The sequence below is a fragment of the Kitasatospora sp. NPDC048540 genome (genome assembly GCF_040651175.1).
In the GTDB taxonomy this organism is placed as follows: Bacteria; Actinomycetota; Actinomycetes; order Streptomycetales; family Streptomycetaceae; genus Kitasatospora.
The window spans coordinates 1-17,483 of record NZ_JBEZIR010000050.1; the positions used below are offsets into that span (position 1 = coordinate 1).

At 74.1% G+C, this 17,483-nt stretch carries 12 protein-coding genes; 11 read left to right on the plus strand and 1 reads right to left on the minus strand.

Annotated features, from left to right (window positions below; genetic code table 11):
• The first annotated feature begins 149 nt into the window (after window positions 1-149).
• Window positions 150-437 (plus strand): hypothetical protein, encoded by a 288-nt coding sequence (locus tag AB0D08_RS20515; RefSeq protein ID WP_033818318.1) that lies wholly within the window; start codon window positions 150-152, stop codon window positions 435-437.
• Between the two features lie 24 nt (window positions 438-461).
• Here AB0D08_RS20515 and AB0D08_RS20520 read toward each other — a convergent pair whose 3' ends face one another.
• A complete protein-coding gene (locus AB0D08_RS20520) occupies window positions 462-1,061 on the minus strand; it encodes a hypothetical protein (protein WP_033818319.1) in 600 nt (199 codons plus the stop codon).
• 198 nt (window positions 1,062-1,259) lie between these two features.
• Here AB0D08_RS20520 and AB0D08_RS20525 point away from each other — a divergent pair, with 198 nt between their 5' ends.
• The 10 genes from AB0D08_RS20525 to AB0D08_RS20570 all read left to right on the plus strand — a co-directional run bounded on the left by AB0D08_RS20525 (window position 1,260) and on the right by AB0D08_RS20570 (window position 17,283).
• Window positions 1,260-2,954: an acyclic terpene utilization AtuA family protein gene (locus tag AB0D08_RS20525; RefSeq protein ID WP_359890445.1), complete on the plus strand. Its 1,695-nt coding sequence runs from the start codon at window positions 1,260-1,262 to the stop codon at window positions 2,952-2,954.
• Entirely contained in the window at window positions 2,951-4,549 is a 1,599-nt protein-coding gene (locus AB0D08_RS20530) for a carboxyl transferase domain-containing protein (protein WP_033818321.1), read from the plus strand. The genes AB0D08_RS20525 and AB0D08_RS20530 overlap by 4 nt, the downstream gene beginning before the upstream one ends.
• A 43-nt stretch (window positions 4,550-4,592) precedes the next feature.
• Entirely contained in the window at window positions 4,593-6,617 is a 2,025-nt protein-coding gene (locus AB0D08_RS20535) for a biotin carboxylase N-terminal domain-containing protein (protein WP_359890447.1), read from the plus strand.
• 64 nt (window positions 6,618-6,681) lie between these two features.
• Window positions 6,682-7,884, plus strand: a complete 1,203-nt coding sequence (locus tag AB0D08_RS20540; protein WP_051811792.1) for an acyl-CoA dehydrogenase — start codon at window positions 6,682-6,684, stop codon at window positions 7,882-7,884.
• 104 nt (window positions 7,885-7,988) lie between these two features.
• Complete coding sequence (locus tag AB0D08_RS20545; protein WP_359890450.1) at window positions 7,989-9,575, plus strand: 4-coumarate--CoA ligase family protein; 1,587 nt, start codon at window positions 7,989-7,991, stop codon at window positions 9,573-9,575.
• A gap of 40 nt (window positions 9,576-9,615) precedes the next feature.
• Window positions 9,616-10,233 carry a TetR/AcrR family transcriptional regulator gene (locus tag AB0D08_RS20550; protein ID WP_033818323.1) on the plus strand — a complete coding sequence of 206 codons (618 nt, stop codon included), beginning with the start codon at window positions 9,616-9,618 and terminating at the stop codon, window positions 10,231-10,233.
• A gap of 228 nt (window positions 10,234-10,461) precedes the next feature.
• Window positions 10,462-12,939 carry a SpoIIE family protein phosphatase gene (locus tag AB0D08_RS20555; RefSeq protein ID WP_051811794.1) on the plus strand — a complete coding sequence of 826 codons (2,478 nt, stop codon included), beginning with the start codon at window positions 10,462-10,464 and terminating at the stop codon, window positions 12,937-12,939.
• Between the two features lie 256 nt (window positions 12,940-13,195).
• Window positions 13,196-14,710: a hypothetical protein gene (locus AB0D08_RS20560; RefSeq protein ID WP_033818324.1), complete on the plus strand. Its 1,515-nt coding sequence runs from the start codon at window positions 13,196-13,198 to the stop codon at window positions 14,708-14,710.
• A 186-nt stretch (window positions 14,711-14,896) separates the two neighbouring features.
• Entirely contained in the window at window positions 14,897-16,126 is a 1,230-nt protein-coding gene (locus AB0D08_RS20565) for an MFS transporter (RefSeq protein WP_033818325.1), read from the plus strand.
• Complete coding sequence (locus AB0D08_RS20570) at window positions 16,123-17,283, plus strand: aminotransferase class V-fold PLP-dependent enzyme (protein ID WP_359890454.1); 1,161 nt, start codon at window positions 16,123-16,125, stop codon at window positions 17,281-17,283. The genes AB0D08_RS20565 and AB0D08_RS20570 overlap by 4 nt, the downstream gene beginning before the upstream one ends.
• Window positions 17,284-17,483 lie beyond the last annotated feature (200 nt).

Genomic DNA, 17,483 nt, shown 5'->3' on the forward strand with positions numbered 1-17,483 from the left:
ACCATCCACGCCACCACCGCCTACGGCGACATCACCGCCCGCAGCCTCTGAACCACCACCCACCGCACCGCCACGGCGCGCCACGGCGGGCACGCAGGTCGACGGGGGGGGTGCACCCCTGCCGCGCCCGCGGGTGAGACCATCTGCGCATGGACTCGGGACGTCGCAAGGAGCGCCTGCGCGAGCAGCGTGCCGCAGGCGGGGAGACCGCCGGTGACGTCCTGCGGCGTGCCGTCCGGAGCAAGCCGACGCTCCTGAGGATCCTGGCCGTGGTGGTCCCGCCGACCGCGGTCGGCGTCGCGTTCGTCCCGGCGCCGTACCAGAGCTTGCCGGGCGCCCTGCTGGGTATGCCCGCGGTGGCGTGGTTGCTGAGGCGGGACCGGCCGGAACCCACCCTGCCCACGCCGGCGCAGCCCGGCCCCGCCGAGGAGTCCTGAGCCGCTCGCAGTGCCGGCGCGGGGCTACCCCGCCGGCTCGCGCCAGGCCGTGACGAGATCGTGGAAGCGCGGGAAGCGGGCGCCCGGAACGGTCTCGCCGCTGATCGCCTCGCCGTTGAGCCAGCAGATGTCGAAGGTGTCGGTCTCGGTGTCGAGAACGCAGCACGCGCCACCGGCGGCGGCGGTGAGCTCGGTGAACACCTTCCTGACGTTCGCGGACTGCTCGAACATCCGGCTCATGCCCGAGGTGGCCGCGGTGAACTGCAGCGAGGCGAAGTCCGGGTGCCATGCGGGCGAGAACCTGACGGTCAGGTAGATGCACCCGACCGGCGCCCTTCCCGATGCGTCGACCCGGTCGAAGACGCTGAGGTGGAACTCGCGCACCGCGTCGTCGACGCCGATCATGACGACGAGGTCCAGTTCCAGCGTGCCGCCCGCCGAACAGTCGACCGGTTCACTGCTGAACCTCGAGGTGAACGGCACGGTCAGCCGCTCGCCGCCCGGCAGGGTGACCGGAAGCGGGGGTGTGCCGCGGTCCCGGGGTGCGAGGTCGGCGAGCAGGGTCAGCGCCTTCGCAACGTTCCGGGCGGGCATGAAGATCTCGTAGCTGTAGTCCAGTCCCATGCGTCCGGCCTCCCGTCTCCTGTCCCCCCCGTCTCCCGGTCCTGAGCCGGCATCCTCCCACCGCACGGACCGGCCGCCCATCCCATTTTCCGGGCCGGCTCCGGGCTCCGGGCAGAAACAAGCATGCATGCTTGATTTATCCGGACGGCGCTGCCAGGCTGCTCGCGACGGGCAGCGGCGGCGGCAAGGAGGCTTGCGGTGCTGAGGATCGGCAATGCGTCGGGGTTCTACGGCGACAGGTTCACCGCGTTCCGGGAGATGCTCACCGACGGGCCGCTGGACGTGCTCACCGGCGACTACCTGGCCGAACTGACCATGCTGATCCTGGCCAAGGACAGACTGAAGGACCCCGGCCTCGGATACGCCAAGACCTTCCTGCGGCAGATGGCGGACTGCCTGGCCCTCGCCGTCGAGCGCGGCGTCCGCATCGTGGTGAACGCCGGCGGCCTCAATCCGGCCCAACTCGTCAAGGCGCTCGAGGAGTTGGCCGAGCAGCAGGGCGTACGGGTGCGGATCGGGCAGGTGGTCGGGGACGATCTGCTGCCGCGGGCCGCAGAGTTCGGGCGCCCCGGGCTGCTCGCCGCCAACGCGTACCTGGGGGCGCAGGGCATCGCCGAGTGCCTGCGCGGCGGCGCCGACATCGTGGTGACCGGCCGGGTCACCGACGCCGCCCTGGTGGCGGGCCCCGCCATCGCGCACTACGGCTGGGGCCCGGCGGACCTCGACGCGCTGGCCGGCGCGGTGGTCGCGGGCCACGTGCTGGAGTGCGGCGCGCAGGCGACCGGCGGCAACTACGCGTTCTTCACCGAGCACGACACCACCCGCCCCGGCTTCCCGATCGCCGAACTGCACGCCGACGGCAGCAGCGTCATCACCAAGCACCCCGGCACCGGCGGCGCTGTGACCACCGAGACGGTCACCGCCCAACTGCTGTACGAGACCGGCGGCGCCCGCTACGCCGGTCCGGATGTGACGGCCCGGCTGGACACCGTCCGCCTCACCCAGCAGGGCCCGGACCGGGTGCTGATCGACGGCGTCCGGGGCGAGGCGCCGCCGCCCACCGTCAAGGTCGGCCTCAACCGGCTCGGCGGCTGGCGCAACGAGGTGGTGTTCGTCCTCACCGGCCTGGACATCGAGGCCAAGTCGGCCTTGGTGCAACGGCAGTTCGCCGACGCGCTGGCCGCCTCGCCGGCCGGACCGCCGGCCGAGCTGCGCTGGACCCTGGCCCGCACCGACCACCGCGACGCCGACACCGAGCAGGCCGCCAGCGCCCTGCTGCAGCTGACCGTCCGCGACCGCGACCCCGAGCGGGTCGGCCGGGCCGTCGGCGCCGCCGCGGTCGAACTCGGCCTGGCCGGCTACCCCGGCTTCCACCTGGCCGCGCTGCCCGGCGCCGGCAGCCCGTACGGCGTCTTCGAGGCCGCGTACCTGGACGCCAAAGCCGTCGAGCACACCGCGGTGCTTCCCGACGGCCGCCGGATCCCGATCGAACCGCCGGCAGCCGTACGGGAGTTGCTGCCGCTGCCCGAACCGCCGCGACCCGAACCGCTCCCGCCGGGGCCGGTCCGGCGGGCGCCGCTCGGCCTGGTGGCCGGCGCCCGCAGCGGCGACAAGGGCGGTGACGCCAACCTCGGCGTGTGGGCCCGCAGCGAGGACGGCTGGCGCTGGCTGGCGCACGCCCTGACCGTCGACCGGCTGCATGAACTGCTCCCCGAGACCGCCGGACTGACCATCACCCGGCACCTGTTGCCGCAGCTGCGGGCCGTCAACTTCACCATCGAGAAGCTGCTCGGCGAGGGCGTCGCCGCCCAGGCCCGCTTCGACCCGCAGGCCAAGGCCCTGGGGGAGTGGCTGCGCTCCCGCCACCTCGACATCCCGGAGGCCCTGCTGTGACCGTGCTGCCCACCCGCCTCGACCCGGCCGCCCCCGACCACGCCGCCAACCGCACCCAGATGCTGGACCGGCTCGCCGCGCTCGACACCGAACACGCCAAGGCGCTGGCCGGCGGCGGACCCAAGTACGTCGAACGCCACCTGAGCCGGGGCAAGTTGCTGGCCCGGGAGCGGATCGAGCTGCTGATCGACCCGGACTCGCCGTTCCTGGAGCTGTCGCCGCTCGCCGCCTGGGGCAGTGACTACCCGGTCGGTGCGGGCCTGGTCAGCGGGATCGGGGTGATCGAGGGCACCGAGTGCGTGATCACCGCCAACGACCCGACCGTGCGCGGCGGCGCCAGCAACCCGTGGACCCTGCGCAAGGCGCTGCGGGCCAACGAGATCGCGCTGCGCAACCGGCTGCCGCTGGTCAACCTGGTGGAGTCCGGCGGCGCCGACCTGCCCAGCCAGAAGGAGATCTTCATCCCTGGCGGGGCGCTGTTCCGCGACCTCACCCGGCTGTCGGCGGCCGGTATCCCCACCGTCGCGGTGGTGTTCGGCAACTCCACCGCCGGCGGCGCGTACGTCCCCGGCATGTCCGACCACACCATCCTGGTCAAGGAGCGGGCCAAGGTCTTCCTGGGCGGCCCGCCGCTGGTGAAGATGGCCACCGGCGAGGAGTCCGACGACGAGTCGCTCGGCGGCGCCGAGATGCACGCCCGGACCTCGGGCCTCGCCGACCACTTCGCGCTGGACGAGCCGGACGCCTGCCGGCTGGCCCGCCGGGTGGTGCGGCGGCTGAACTGGCGCAAGGCCGGGCCCGAGCCCGCCGCCGTGGTCGAGCCGCCGAAGTACGGCGAGGAGGAGCTGCTCGGCATCGTGCCGGGCGACCTCAAGGTGCCGTTCGACCCGCGCGAGGTGATCGCCCGGATCGTCGACGGCTCCGACTTCGACGAGTTCAAGCCGCTGTACGGGCAGAGCCTGGCCACCGGCTGGGCCAGCGTGCACGGCTACCCGGTCGGGGTGCTGGCCAACGCGCAGGGGGTGCTGTTCAGCGCCGAGTCGCAGAAGGCCGCGCAGTTCATCCAGCTCGCCAACCAGCGCGACATCCCGCTGCTGTTCCTGCACAACACCACCGGCTACATGGTCGGCCAGGCGTACGAGCAGGGCGGCATCATCAAACACGGCGCCATGATGATCAACGCGGTGGCCAACAGCACCGTCCCGCACATCTCGGTGCTGATGGGCGCCTCCTACGGCGCCGGACACTACGGCATGTGCGGGCGGGCCTACGACCCGCGCTTCCTGTTCGCCTGGCCGAGCGCCAAGTCCGCGGTGATGGGCCCGCAGCAGCTCGCCGGCGTGCTGTCGATCGTGGCCCGCCAGTCGGCGGCGGCCAAGGGACAGCCGTACGACGAGGACGCCGACGCCGCGATCCGCGCCATGGTCGAGCAGCAGATCGAGGCCGAGTCGCTGCCCGCCTTCCTGTCCGGCCGGCTGTACGACGACGGCGTGATCGACCCCCGCGACACCCGCACCGTCCTGGGGATCTGCCTCTCCGCCGTGCACGGCGCCCCGGTCGAGGGCGCCCGCGGCTACGGCGTCTTCCGGATGTGACCGGGTGCCAGCCGTGACCCCGCCCGAGCCGAAGGAGAGGCCGATGCCGACCGGGACGACCGACCAGGGAGACAAGCACGTGCAGCAGCCGGCAACAGCGGCCGACGGCCGGGAACAGGCGCCGCCGCAGCGGCGCACCATCCGGTCGGTGCTGGTCGCCAACCGGGGCGAGATCGCCCGCCGGGTCTTCCGGACCTGCCGGGAGCTGGGCATCGCCACCGTCGCGGTCCACTCCGACCCGGACGGCGACGCCCCGCACGTCCGCGAGGCCGACACCGCCGTCCGGCTGCCCGGCGCCGCTCCCGCCGACACCTACCTGCGGGCCGACCTGCTGATCGCCGCCGCCCGCGCCGCCGGGGCGGACGCCGTCCACCCCGGCTACGGATTCCTCTCCGAGAACGCCGAGTTCGCGCAGGCCGTACTGGACGCCGGGCTGACCTGGATCGGTCCGCCGCCCGCCGCCATCGCCGCGATGGGATCCAAGACCGAGGCCAAGCGGCTGATGGCGGCCGCCGGCGTCCCGGTGCTCAGCGCGCCGGAGCGGCCCGGCGAGGCGGACCTGCCGCTGCTGGTGAAGGCCGCCGCGGGCGGCGGCGGCCGCGGCATGCGGATCGTGCGCACCCTCGCCGAGCTGCCCGGCGCGCTGGCCGCCGCCCGCACGGAGGCCGCCAAGGCGTTCGGCTCCGACGAGGTGTTCTGCGAGCCGTACCTGCCGGCCGGCCGGCACGTCGAGGTGCAGCTGATGGCCGACGGGTACGGCACCGTACTCGCCCTGGGCGACCGCGACTGCTCGCTCCAGCGCCGCCACCAGAAGGTGATCGAGGAGGCTCCCGCCCCCGGAATCGCCGACACCACCCGCCGCGACCTGCACGCCGCCGCCGTCGCCGCCGCCCGCGCCATCGGCTACACCGGCGCCGGGACCGCGGAGTTCCTGCTCGCCCCCGACGGCCGGTTCTTCTTCCTGGAGATGAACACCCGCCTGCAGGTCGAACACCCGGTCACCGAGTGTGTCACCGGACTCGACCTGGTCGCCCTCCAACTCGCCGTCGCCGAGGGCGGACACCTCCCCGAGCAGACCCCGCCCACCACCGGCTGCGCGATCGAGGCCCGGCTGTACGCCGAGGACCCCGACCAGGACTGGCAGCCGCAGACCGGCCCGCTCCACCTGATCGAACTCCCCGGCGAACCCGTCGAGTTCACCACCCGGGCGACGCCCACCGGGCTGCGGCTGGACTCCGGGGTGGGCGCCGGCTCCACCGTCACCGTGCACTACGACGCCATGCTGGCCAAGGTGATCGCCTGGGCACCGACCCGCCCCGCCGCCGCCCGGCTGCTCGCCGACGCGCTCACCCGCGCCCGCCTGCACGGCCCGCGCACCAACCGCGACCTGCTCACCCGGGCGCTGCGCCACCCCGCCTTCCTGGACGCCCGCCTGCACACCGGCTTCCTCGACGAACACGCGGCCGCGCTGACCGCACCCGCCGACAAGGACGCGCCGCTCGCCGCCCTGGCCGCCGCGCTGGCCGACGCCGCCACCCGGCGCACCGAGCTGCCCTCCGGCTGGCGCAACCTGCCCTCCCAGCCGCAGGTCAAGCGCTACCGTACGGCCGACGGCGCCGAGTCGGAGGTCCGCTACCGGATCACCCGGGACGGCCTGCAGGCCGAGGGCCACCCCGACACGGTGCTGGTCGAGGCCGCCGAGGACCGGGTGGTGCTGGCCGTCGGCGCGCTGCGCCGCAGCTACCGGGTGGCCCGCTACGGCCCGGTCGTCCACCTGGACTCGGCGGCCGGTGCCACCGCGCTGACCGCGCTCGACCGCTTCCCGGACCCGGTGCTGCACACCGAGCCCGGTGCGCTGCTCGCCCCGATGCCGGGCACCGTGGTGCGCCTGGGCGCCGCCGTCGGCGACCGGGTCACGGCCGGCCAGCCGCTGCTGTGGCTGGAGGCGATGAAGATGGAGCACCGCATCACCGCCCCCACCGACGGTACCCTCACCGACCTGCTGGTCGGCCCCGGACACCAGGTCGAGCCCGGCACCCTGCTCGCCGTCGTCGCCGAGACCGCCTGAACCCCGGGCCCGGTCCGTCAGGCGCCGGGCCACCCCACCACCCGCCCGCCCGGAAGGACCGCCGATGTCCGCACCGCGCACCACCGACAACTCCGATTCCACCACCGACAGTTACCTGGCGGAGAGCGCCGAGCGCCGCGCCCTGCGCCAGGCGGTCGGCGACCTCGCCCGCCGCTTCGGGCCCGGCTACTTCCAGGCCAAGGCCCGCGCCGGCGAACCCGCCGACGAGGTCTGGGCCGAGGCCGGAAAGCTCGGCTACCTCGGCGTCAACCTGCCCGTCGAGTACGGCGGCGGTGGCGCCGGGATCGGCGAACTCGCCATCGTGCTGGAGGAGATGGGCGCCGCCGGCTGCCCGCTGCTGATGATGATCGTCTCCCCGGCGATCTGCGGCACCGTGATCGCCCGGTTCGGCACCGACGAGCAGAAGCGGCGCTGGCTGCCCGGACTCGCGGACGGCACCCGCCGGATGGCCTTCGGCATCACCGAGCCCGACGCCGGCTCCAACTCGCACCGGATCTCCACCGTGGCCCGCCGGGACGGCGACGAGTGGGTGCTCAGCGGCCGCAAGGTGTTCATCTCGGGCGTGGACCGCGCGGACGCGGTGCTGTTCGTCGGCCGGACCGAGGACGCCCGCACCGGCAGGCTCAAGCCCGCGCTGTTCGTCGTCCCGCGCGAGACGCCCGGCTTCGAGTACCGGGCCATCCCGATGGAACTGGTCACCCCGGAGAAGCAGTTCCAGGTCTTCCTGGACGACGTCCGGCTGCCCGCCGACGCCCTGGTCGGCGACGAGGACGCCGGGCTGCTGCAGCTGTTCGCGGGTCTGAACCCCGAGCGGATCATGACCGCCGCGTTCTCCCTCGGCGTCGCCCGGCAGGCCCTGGACACCGCCGTCGGGTACGCCAAGTCCCGTACCGTGTGGGACACCCCGATCGGCGCCCACCAGGGCATCGCCCACCCGCTGGCCCAGTGCACCATCGAGGTCGAACTGGCCAGGCTGATGATGATGAAGGCCGCGCACCTGTACGACGGCGGTGACGACCTGGCCGCCGGCGAGGCCGCCAACATGGCCAAGTACGCGGCGGGCGAGGCCTCCTGCCGGGCCGTCGACCAGGCGGTGCAGACCCTCGGCGGCAACGGCCTCACCCAGGAGTACGGCCTGGGCGCCCTCCTCACCGCGACCCGGGTCGGCCGGGTCGCCCCGGTCAGCCGCGAGATGATCCTCAACTACGTGGCCCAGCACACCCTCGGCCTGCCCCGCTCGTACTGACCGGCCCCCGGGTCGGCCGGCCGCGGACCGGTCCGGACGCCCTCTGTCCGGACCGGCCCCCAGCCGCCACCCTTGAGACTCCACCCCTCGGTCAGGAGGCCCGCATGGCGTTCCGCAGTGACTACCCGGACATCGAACCGCTCGACCAGCCGATCCACGAGGCGGTGCTCGGCGGCTGTGCCGGGTACCCCGACGTGCCGGCCCTGGTGGACGGGATCACCGGGCGGTCGGTCAGCTACGCCGAACTCGACGCCGCCACCCGCCGCACCGCCGCCGGTCTCGCCGAGGCCGGGGTCCGCAAGGGCGACGTGGTGGCGCTGTACAGCCCCAACACCATCGCCTACCCGGTGGCGTTCTTCGGCGCCACCCGGGCGGGTGCCACCGTCACCACCGTCAGCTCGATGACCACCGCCCAGGAACTGGCCGGACAGCTGCGCGACAGCCGGGCCCGCTGGATCATCACCGTCTCGCCGTTCCTGCCGGTGGCCGCCGAGGCCGCCGCCGCGCTGGCCGCCGAGGGCCGCCCGATCGCCGAGATCTTCGTCTGCGACACCGCCCCCGGCCACCGCTCGCTGACCGACCTGGCCGCCACCACCGCGCCCGAGCCGCAGGTGGCGATCGACCCGGCCGAGGACGTCGCCGTCCTGCCGTACTCCAGCGGCACCACCGGCCTGCCCAAGGGGGTGATGCTCACCCACCGCTCGATCGCCTCCAACCTGGCCCAGGTCGACGCCGTGCACTCCACCGAGCCGGGCGAGCGGATCCTCGCCGTGCTGCCCTTCTTCCACATCTACGGACTGGCGGCCCTGCTGAACCACCCGCTGCGCTGCGGCTCGACCGTGGTGGTGCTGCCGAGGTTCGACCTGGAACAGTTCCTGCGCACCATCCAGGACCAGCGGATCCAGGGCGTCTTCGTGGCCCCGCCGATCGCGCTGGCGCTGGCCAAGCACCCGATGGTGGACCGGTTCGACCTGTCCTCGCTGCGCTACGTGCTGTGCGCCGCCGCGCCGCTCGACGCCGAGCTGGCCGACCTGTGCGCCCGCCGCCTCGGCCTGTCCGCGATCCGCCAGGGGTACGGGATGACCGAGCTCTCCCCGGTCACCCACGTGGTGCCGCTGACGGACGACCAGGCCCCGCCCGGCACGGTCGGCCGGCTGGTCGCCAGCACGGAGCTGCGGGTGGTCGCGCTGGACGGCTCCGGCAAGGACCTCGGACCGGGCGAGGACGGGGAACTGGTCTTCCGCGGCCCGCAGGTGATGAAGGGCTACTTCGGGCGGCAGTCCGAGACCGACGCCATGATCGACGAGGACGGCTGGCTGCACACCGGCGACATCGGCCACGTGGACGCGGCCGGCTACCTCTTCGTGGTCGACCGGGTCAAGGAGCTGATCAAGTACAAGGGCTACCAGGTCGCCCCCGCCGAACTGGAGGCGCTGCTGCTGACCCACCCCGGGATCGCCGACGCGGCCGTGATCGGGGTCGTCGGCGAGGACGGCGAGGAACGGCCCAAGGCGTACGTCGTCCGGGCCCCGGGCAGCGCGCTGACCGAGCAGGAGGTGGCCGAATTCGTGGCCGGGCAGGTCGCGCCGTACAAGAAGGTGCGGGCGGTGGAGTTCATCGACGCCGTCCCCAAGTCCGTCGCCGGGAAGATCCTGCGCAAGGAGCTGCGGGCCCGCTCCCGCCAGGTCTGACAGGATCGGCGGGTACCGGCCCGACCATCGGAAAGCAGCCATGAACACCACCCACGCCGCCTCCCGCACCCCCCAGCAGGACCGCAGCCGCGCCACCCGGCGGCGGCTGCTGGAGGCGGCGGTGGAGTGTCTGGCCGAGCTCGGCTGGAACGGCAGCACCGTCGCCGTGGTGGCCGAACGGGCCGGGGTGACCAGGGGGGCCGCACAGCACCACTTCCCGACCCGGGAGGACCTGTTCACGGCGGCCGTGGAGCACGTGGCCGCCGAGCGGCTGGCGGCGGTGCGCGCCCACAGCGAACTGCTGCCCCCGGCCGGTCCGGCCCGGACCGAGGCGGTCGCCGAGATGATCGTCCGGCTCTACACCGGACCGCTGTTCCGCGCCGCACTGCACCTGTGGGTGGCCGCCGCCACCGAGGAGCCGCTGCGGGAGCGGATAGTCGCCCTGGAGAACCAGGTCGGCCGGGAGGCCCACCGCGCGACCGTGGAGTTCCTGGGCGCCGACGAGAGCGCCCCCGGCGTCCGCGAGAGCGTCCAGGCCACCCTCGACCTGGCCCGCGGACTGGGCCTGGCCAACCTGCTCACCGACGACGGCCCGCGCCGGGCCGGGATCGTCCGCCAGTGGGCCAGCATGCTCGACGCGGTGCTGGCCACGGCCTGAGCCACCGGGCGGACACCGGGGAGCGCGGGCCCGCCGCCGGGGCCGGCCGGCACCGATTCGGACGGATGTCTTGCACGCCCGGGTCAGACGCTCGTACTGTCTGACCGGCCGGCCGCACGGGCGGCCCGTGGAGCTGACTCGCCGTCCGGGCGGGTGCCGTGCAGTCTGGTGGAAGCCGGGTTGGCCGGGCTCCGAACGGGAAGGTACCGGGCAGGTGGTCACCTGATCATGCACGGATTCGAGCAGACCGCGCCGGACGGCGCCGGCCGGGATGCGGCGGGCGCCGCTTCGGCGCGCCTGGCCGGTCACCGCCTGGTGCCACTGGCCACCGCACTGCTCCAGGACGACGGCCGGATCCTGCACTGGAGCCAGGAGGCCGAGGCACTGCTCGGCTACCCGGCCGGGGACGCCATCGGCTCCTACGCCGCCCAGCTGCTGCTCACCGACGCCGAGCGGCCCCAGGTGGTCGGCCTGTTCCGGCAGATCATGTCCGGCCGCGGCTGGTCCGGCACCCACCCGGTGCGCCACCGCGACGGCCACCTGGTCGAGCTGGAGTTCCACACCTACCCCATCAGCGGCCCCGGCGACCGCCCGCTGCTGCTGGCCACCGCCTCCGACGTGTCCGCACTGCGCCAGGTCGAGTCCGACCTGGCCATCCTCGACGGCTTCTTCACCCAGTCGCCGATCGGCCTGGCCGTCTACGACACCGACCTGCGCTACGTCCGGCTGAACAACGCACTCGCCCGGATCAACGGCATCCCGGTCGAGGACCACCTCGGCCGGCGGATCAGCGCGGTCCTGCCCGGCATCAACAGCAGCGAGATCGAGGCCGTCATGCGGCAGGTCCTGCTCACCGGCCGCCCGGTGGTGGACGCCCGCTCGCACGGCCACACCCCCGGCGACCCCCGGCGCGACCGCGCCTGGTCGGCCTCCTACTTCCGGCTGGAGGACCCCACCGGCCGGGTGCTCGGCGTCAGCTCCTCCATCATCGACGTCACCGAGCGCTTCCGCGCCGAGGCCCGCGCCTCCCGCGCCCAGGAACGCCTCGCCATGCTGGCCGCCGCCACCGCCCGCATCGGCACCACCCTCGACCTCCAGCGCACCGCCGAGGAACTGGTCGAGGCGGTGGTGCCGCGGTTCGCCGACTTCGCCACCGTCGACCTGCTGGAGTCCGTGCTCGGCGGCGAGGAACCGGGCCCGCTGCGCCCCGACAGCTCGGTGCAGGTACGCGCCGTCGCGGTCGGCGAGGCCTTCGGCTCCGGGCTCACCCAGGCCGCCGACGCGGTCGGCCTGGTCTCCCGGTACGACGCCAAGCGGATGTACGCGCGCACCCTGTTCAGCGGCCGCCCGCTGCTGCGGGCGCACGTCGACGAGGAGACGCTGACCGGCCTGGTGCCCTCACCGGACCGGGTCGGCCCCGCGATGGCGGCCGGCATCCACTCGTACCTGCTGGTGCCGGTCATCGCCCGCGGGATGGTGCTGGGCGGTGCCGAGTTCGTCCGCACCCGCAACCCGGACGCCTTCACCGCCGCCGACGTGGCCCTCGCCGAGGAACTGGTCGCCCGCACCGCGCTGGCCATCGACAACGCCCGGCTGTACCGCCGCGAGCGGGAGACCGCACTCACCCTGCAACGCAGCCTGCTGCCCCAGGAGATCCACCGCACCCTCGGACTGGAGATCGCCCACCGCTACCTGCCGAGCAGCCTGGTCAGCGAGGTCGGCGGCGACTGGTTCGACGTGGTGCCGCTCTCCAGCGGCCGGGTCGCGCTGGTGGTCGGCGACGTGATGGGCCACGGCATCCGGGCCGCCGCCACCATGGGCCAACTGCGCACCGTCGCCCGCACCCTGGCCACCCTGGACCTGCCGCCCGAACAGGTGCTGACCCGCCTCGACGAGACCGCGAGCGGCATCGGCGAGGGCCAGTTCGCGACCTGCGTCTGCGCGGTCTACGACCCGGTCGAACGGATCTGCACCATCGCCTCGGCCGGCCACCTGCCACCGGTCGCGGTCGCCCCCGACGGCTCCGCCCGGATCCTGGACGTACCGCCCGGCGTGCCGCTCGGGGTCGGCGGGGTGGCGTTCAGCGCGGTCGAGTTCACCCTGCCGCCGGGCGGCCTGATCGCCCTCTACACCGACGGCCTGGTCGAGCGGCGCGGCCGCGACCTGGACGAAGGCATCGGCCTGCTCTCCAAGATCCTCGCGGTGCGCGGCCGCACCCTGGAGGAGAGCTGCGACGCCGTCCTCACCGAACTGGTCGCCGAGGGCACCGACGACGACATCGCGATGATCATGGCCCGGGTGCTGCCGGTCCCCGCCGACCGGATCGCCACCCTCCCGCTCACCGGCGACGGACCACTGCCCAGCAGGGCCCGCCGCTTCACCCGGGCCACCCTGGAGGCCTGGGGCCTGTCCGCCGCCGCCGACTACGCCGAGCTCATGGTCAGCGAACTGGTCACCAACGCCATGCTGCACGCCGACGCCCCGCGGCGGCTGCGGCTGTTCCGCGACCGATACCTGACCCTCGAGGTCTCCGACGCGGGCCGCCAGGCGCCGCGGCTGCGCAGCTCGGCCGAACAGGACGAGGGCGGCCGCGGCATGCACCTGGTCAGCGAACTCGCCCACCGCTGGGGCACCCGCCAGACCAGGAACGGCAAGGTCGTCTGGGCCGAGATCGACCTCGGCCACCGCGGCGGCCTCCCCATGTGACCCCAGGGCCCCACCCGGGCCCCACCCGGGGGGCACCCCGGGGGGCACCCGAGGGGCGCGGGGAACTGCGCGAAGCCGGGAGGTGACGGCCCGACTGTCCGGTTCGCGCCACTCGGCCCCGCCGGCAGGCGCCGCCTGGACGTGCGCGATCACGGCCCGACTCCCCGGCTCGCGTCGTTCACCCCCACCCGCGCGCGCCGCCGTCCCCCCGGGTACCGTCCAGTCCAGTGCGGGACGGGGAGACGGGGGAGGCCCGATGCTGGGGTACGACGAGTTGACGGTGGCCGAGCGCCGGGTGTGGGACGCGTTCCCGACCGGTGCCGCGGTCGAGCTGGCGGACCTGGGCGCGGCACCCGCCGACCCGGCCGAGGAGTCCGGCTGGGACACCCGCCGCGACGTACGGGCCGAGGTGATCGCCGCACTGCTGCTCGGCGCCCGCCCCGCCGCCCCCGGCGCCGTCGCCGCCGTCCGGCTGACCGGAGCCCGGATCACCGGCCGGCTGGACCTGGCCGGTGCCCGCGTCGAACACGAACTGCTGCTCCGCGGTTGCCGGTTCGAGGAACAGGTCACGCTCCGCGGGGCGAGCCTTCGGTCGGCCTCGCTGCTGTCCTGCCGGATACCCGGCCTGGACGGCTGGCTGCTCAACCTGGACGGCAACCTGTTCTTCGAGGACTCCGTCATCGACGGCCGCCTCACCCTCACCCGCGCCCACATCACCGGTGAACTACGGCTCAGCGGAGTCCGGTTGACCGCCACCGAGCTGCTGGACACGTCCACCGCCGACCCGGCCTGCGCGCCGGGCGTCTGGGCGCTGTGGGCCGGCGGCATGGTGCTGGACGGCGGCTGCTTCGCCCGCAAGGGTTTCCGGGCCCGTGGCGGACTGCGCCTGGTGGGTGTGCAGTTCAACGGCGGACTGTTCATGGAGGCGGCCCGGATCGACAACCCGGGCGGTGACGCGATCAGCGGTGACGACCTGACCGCCTCCACCGTGGCGCTCAGCGACGGCTTCACCGCCAACGGCGCCGTCCGGCTGCCCGGCGCCACCGTCCGCAGCCGGCTCACCTTCGCCGGGTCCGTCCTCGCCGGGCCCGAAGTCGCGCTGGAGGCACCGAGGTTGCGGGCCGGCGAGCTGCGGCTGACCCCCGCCGCGGTCCCGTCCGGCATCGTCGACCTGCAAGAGGCCCAGCTGTCCGTCCTGTGCGACAGCGAGCTCGGCTGGCCCGCCGACTTCCGCCTGGACGGGCTCGGCTACACCTCGCTGCAGCGCACCGCACCGGCCGCCCTGGCCGACCGCCTGGCCTGGCTGGACCGCCTGCCCGCCTACTCGCCGCAGCCGTACGAGCAACTGGCCGCCTGGTACCGCCGGTCCGGCGAGGACGACGCGGCCCGCTCGGTGCTGCTCGCCAAGCAGCGCCGGCGCCGCCGGGGGCTGCACCTGCTCGGCCGGGCCTGGGGCCGGCTGCTGGACCTCACCGTCGGCTACGGCTACCGCCCCTGGCAGGCCGGACTCTGGCTGCTCGCACTGACCGCCCTCGGCACCACCGTGTTCGGCTCCGGTACCCCCACCGCCGCCGGGCCCGAACCGGGCGCCCCGTTCAACCCGTTCATCTACACCCTCGACCTGCTGCTGCCGATCGGCGGCTTCGGCCAGCGCACCGCCTGGTACTGGACCGGCGAGCAGCAGTGGGTCGGCTACGGCCTGATCGCCGCGGGCTGGCTGCTCACCACGGCACTGCTGGCCGGCGTCAGCCGCTCGCTCAACCGCCAGTGACCGCAGACGGCTTCCGGGTCCGGCCTTGATCCCCTTCCGGCCTCGATCCCCTCCGGCCTCGATCCCGTTCCGGCCCCGGGCCCAAGGGTGCTGAGATGAACGGCTTCAGATAGTCCGTCAGCTCCCCTTGTCCGCAGCCGCTCGGGTGCGGCAGCATGTCGATCACCCGGACGGGAGGTGCGGCAGATGCCACCGCTGACGGCCGCGCCCCCAGCGGCCACCGCGACACGTCGGGACCTGGCGGTCTTCCTCACCGCCAAGGCGGTCTCCGACATCGGCTACGCGCTGGACTTCATCTGCCTGTCGGTCTTCGTCTGGGAACGCACCCGTTCCGCCGCAGCCACCGGACTGGTCAGCGTCGCGCTGTACGCGGGGGCGATCACCGGCGGCCGGCTCGGCCACCGCTTCGGCGACCGCTGGGACCGGCTGCGGGTGATGGTGGGCGCCGACCTGGTCCGGCTGCTCGCGCTGCTCACCCTCACCCTGCTGCCCGGGCGCCAGCAGGGCTGGTGGCTCTACGTGGCGGTGTTCCTGGTGGGCACCGGCCGTTCGGTCTTCGAGGCGACGCTCTCGGCGGCCACGCCGGTACTGGCGGGCCCGGCCACCCAGACCGTCAACAGCGTGCTCGCCGGACTGCGCGGCATCGCCTTCATGACCGGCATGGGCCTGGCCACCGTCGCCGTCCCGCTGCTCGGCTACCGGGGCGTCTTCGCCCTGGACGCCGCGAGCTACGGCCTGTCCGCGCTGGTCCTGCTCCTCCTGCGGCCGACCCTGCGGGAGGCCGCAGCCACCACCGGCCCGGATGCCGAACGGGTGCCCTCCTGGCCGCTGTTGGCCGCCGCCGGACTCGCTCCGCTGGTCCTGCTGCGCGCCCTGGACGCCTTCGGGAGCTCCTCCCAGCACGTCGGACTGCCGATGCTGGGCAGCGAGTTGCGGCCGGACGCGCCGACCGCGGTCTCCGGTGCGGTGTGGAGCTGCTGGGCGGCCGGGCTGCTGATCGCCGGGTTCGTGCTGCGGCCGCTGGCGCGGCGGATCGTCGAACGCAGCCCGCGGTTGGTGTTCTGCCTGGCCACCATGGTGATGTCGGTGGGCTTCATCGGGGTGTTCTGGCTGTCCGGCTGGTGGCCGCGGCTGGCCTGCGCCGTCCTCGCGGGCCTGGGCGACGCGCTCAGCGAGATCACCTTCAAACAGGCGATGCAGCGCCTTCCGGACGCCCGCCGCGGCCGGGCGTTCGGCTTCTCCCAGATCACGGTGAACGCCGGCTTCATGGCCGGACTGCTCGCCACCAGCGTCGTGCTGCAGCCGGACCGGGTACCCGAGTGGGTGCTGCTGCTGCACGGCGTACCGTTCCTGCTCTCGGCCTGGACCGCGGCCACCGCCGGGCGCGCCGCTCGGCTGGCGGAGCCCGCCCGGTGACCGGCCCCCCGCCGGGAGCCCCGCCCACCCCAGCGTCCACCCCCTCCGACCGCGCCTACTTCGACCACGCCGGCCTCGGCCGGCTGCGGCCGGTGGCCGCAGCCGCCATGCGCAGCGCCCTCGACGATGCGCTGCCGCACGGCAGCGCGGGGGTGGGCTCGCTGTTCCCGGCCCGCGCCGCCGCCCGCCGCTCGGCGGCCGCCCTGCTCGGCTGCACCCCGGACGAGGTGGCCTTCGTCCCCAATACCTCCACCGGGATCCACCTGGTCGCCGACGGTCTGGACTGGCGGCCCGGCGACCGGGTGGTGGTCTTCGACCGCGACTTCCCGGCCAACGTCCGGCCCTGGCAGCGGCTGGAGCGCCACGGCGTCCGGCTGTCCTGGGTGCCGATGCGCGAGGGCGGCTACCGGCTGGAGGACGTCGCCGACGCGATCGGCCCGGCCGCCCGGCTGGTGGCCGTCAGCCACGTCAACTTCGCCACCGGTTTCCGCCTCGACCTGGACGCCGTCTGCGCGCTGGCCGCCCGGGCGGGCGCCCTGGTCTGCGTGGACGCCGTGCAGAGCCTGGGCGCGCTGCCGCTGGACGTGGCCGCCACCCCGGTCGACTTCCTCGCGGCCGGCGCCCACAAGTGGCTCTGCGGGCCGCCCGGCACCGGCGTCTTCTACTGCCGGGCCGACCGGCTGGAGCTGCTGCGCTCCACCCCCACCGGCTGGTTCGGCCACGAAGGCGCCGCGGAGGTCTCCAAGGGCCCCGGCCGGCTGCGCTACGACCTGCCGGAACGTGCTGCCGCCGCCAAGGTGGAGGGCGGGATGTACGACCTGCTCGGGATGGCCGGCCTGGCCGCGGCCCTGGCGGAGCTGACCGGGGTGGGCATCGAGGCGGTGGCGGACCGGGTGCTGCGGCTCGCCAGCCGGGTCACGGCCGCCGCGGCCGGCCTCGGCCTGCCACTGGTCCTCGGGCCGGACGCACCGGCGGCCTCCGGCATCGTCGCCCTTTCCCGGCCGGGGGCGGACGGTATGCGAATGGCCGAGAAGCTGATCTCCTCGGGTATCCAGGTATCCACCGCCGACGGTGTGCTCCGGATCTCCCCGCACTATTGGACGACGGACCGGGAGATCGAACTCCTGCTGGGCCGATTGGCAACTCTCAAGCCTTGACGCTGCCTGACGGGGTGTCATAGCTTTCGAGCACCCAAACGGTTTCCGGACATCCGGATCCCGGCAATTCGGTGAAAGGAGTTGCGAAATGGCTTACGAGTCCTGGGAGTCCCTCGCGGACGAGGTCGAGATCAGCACCGGTGCAGCGGACTGCTGGACCTGTCTGATCGACGACGCAGCCTGATCCGATCCACTGCGGG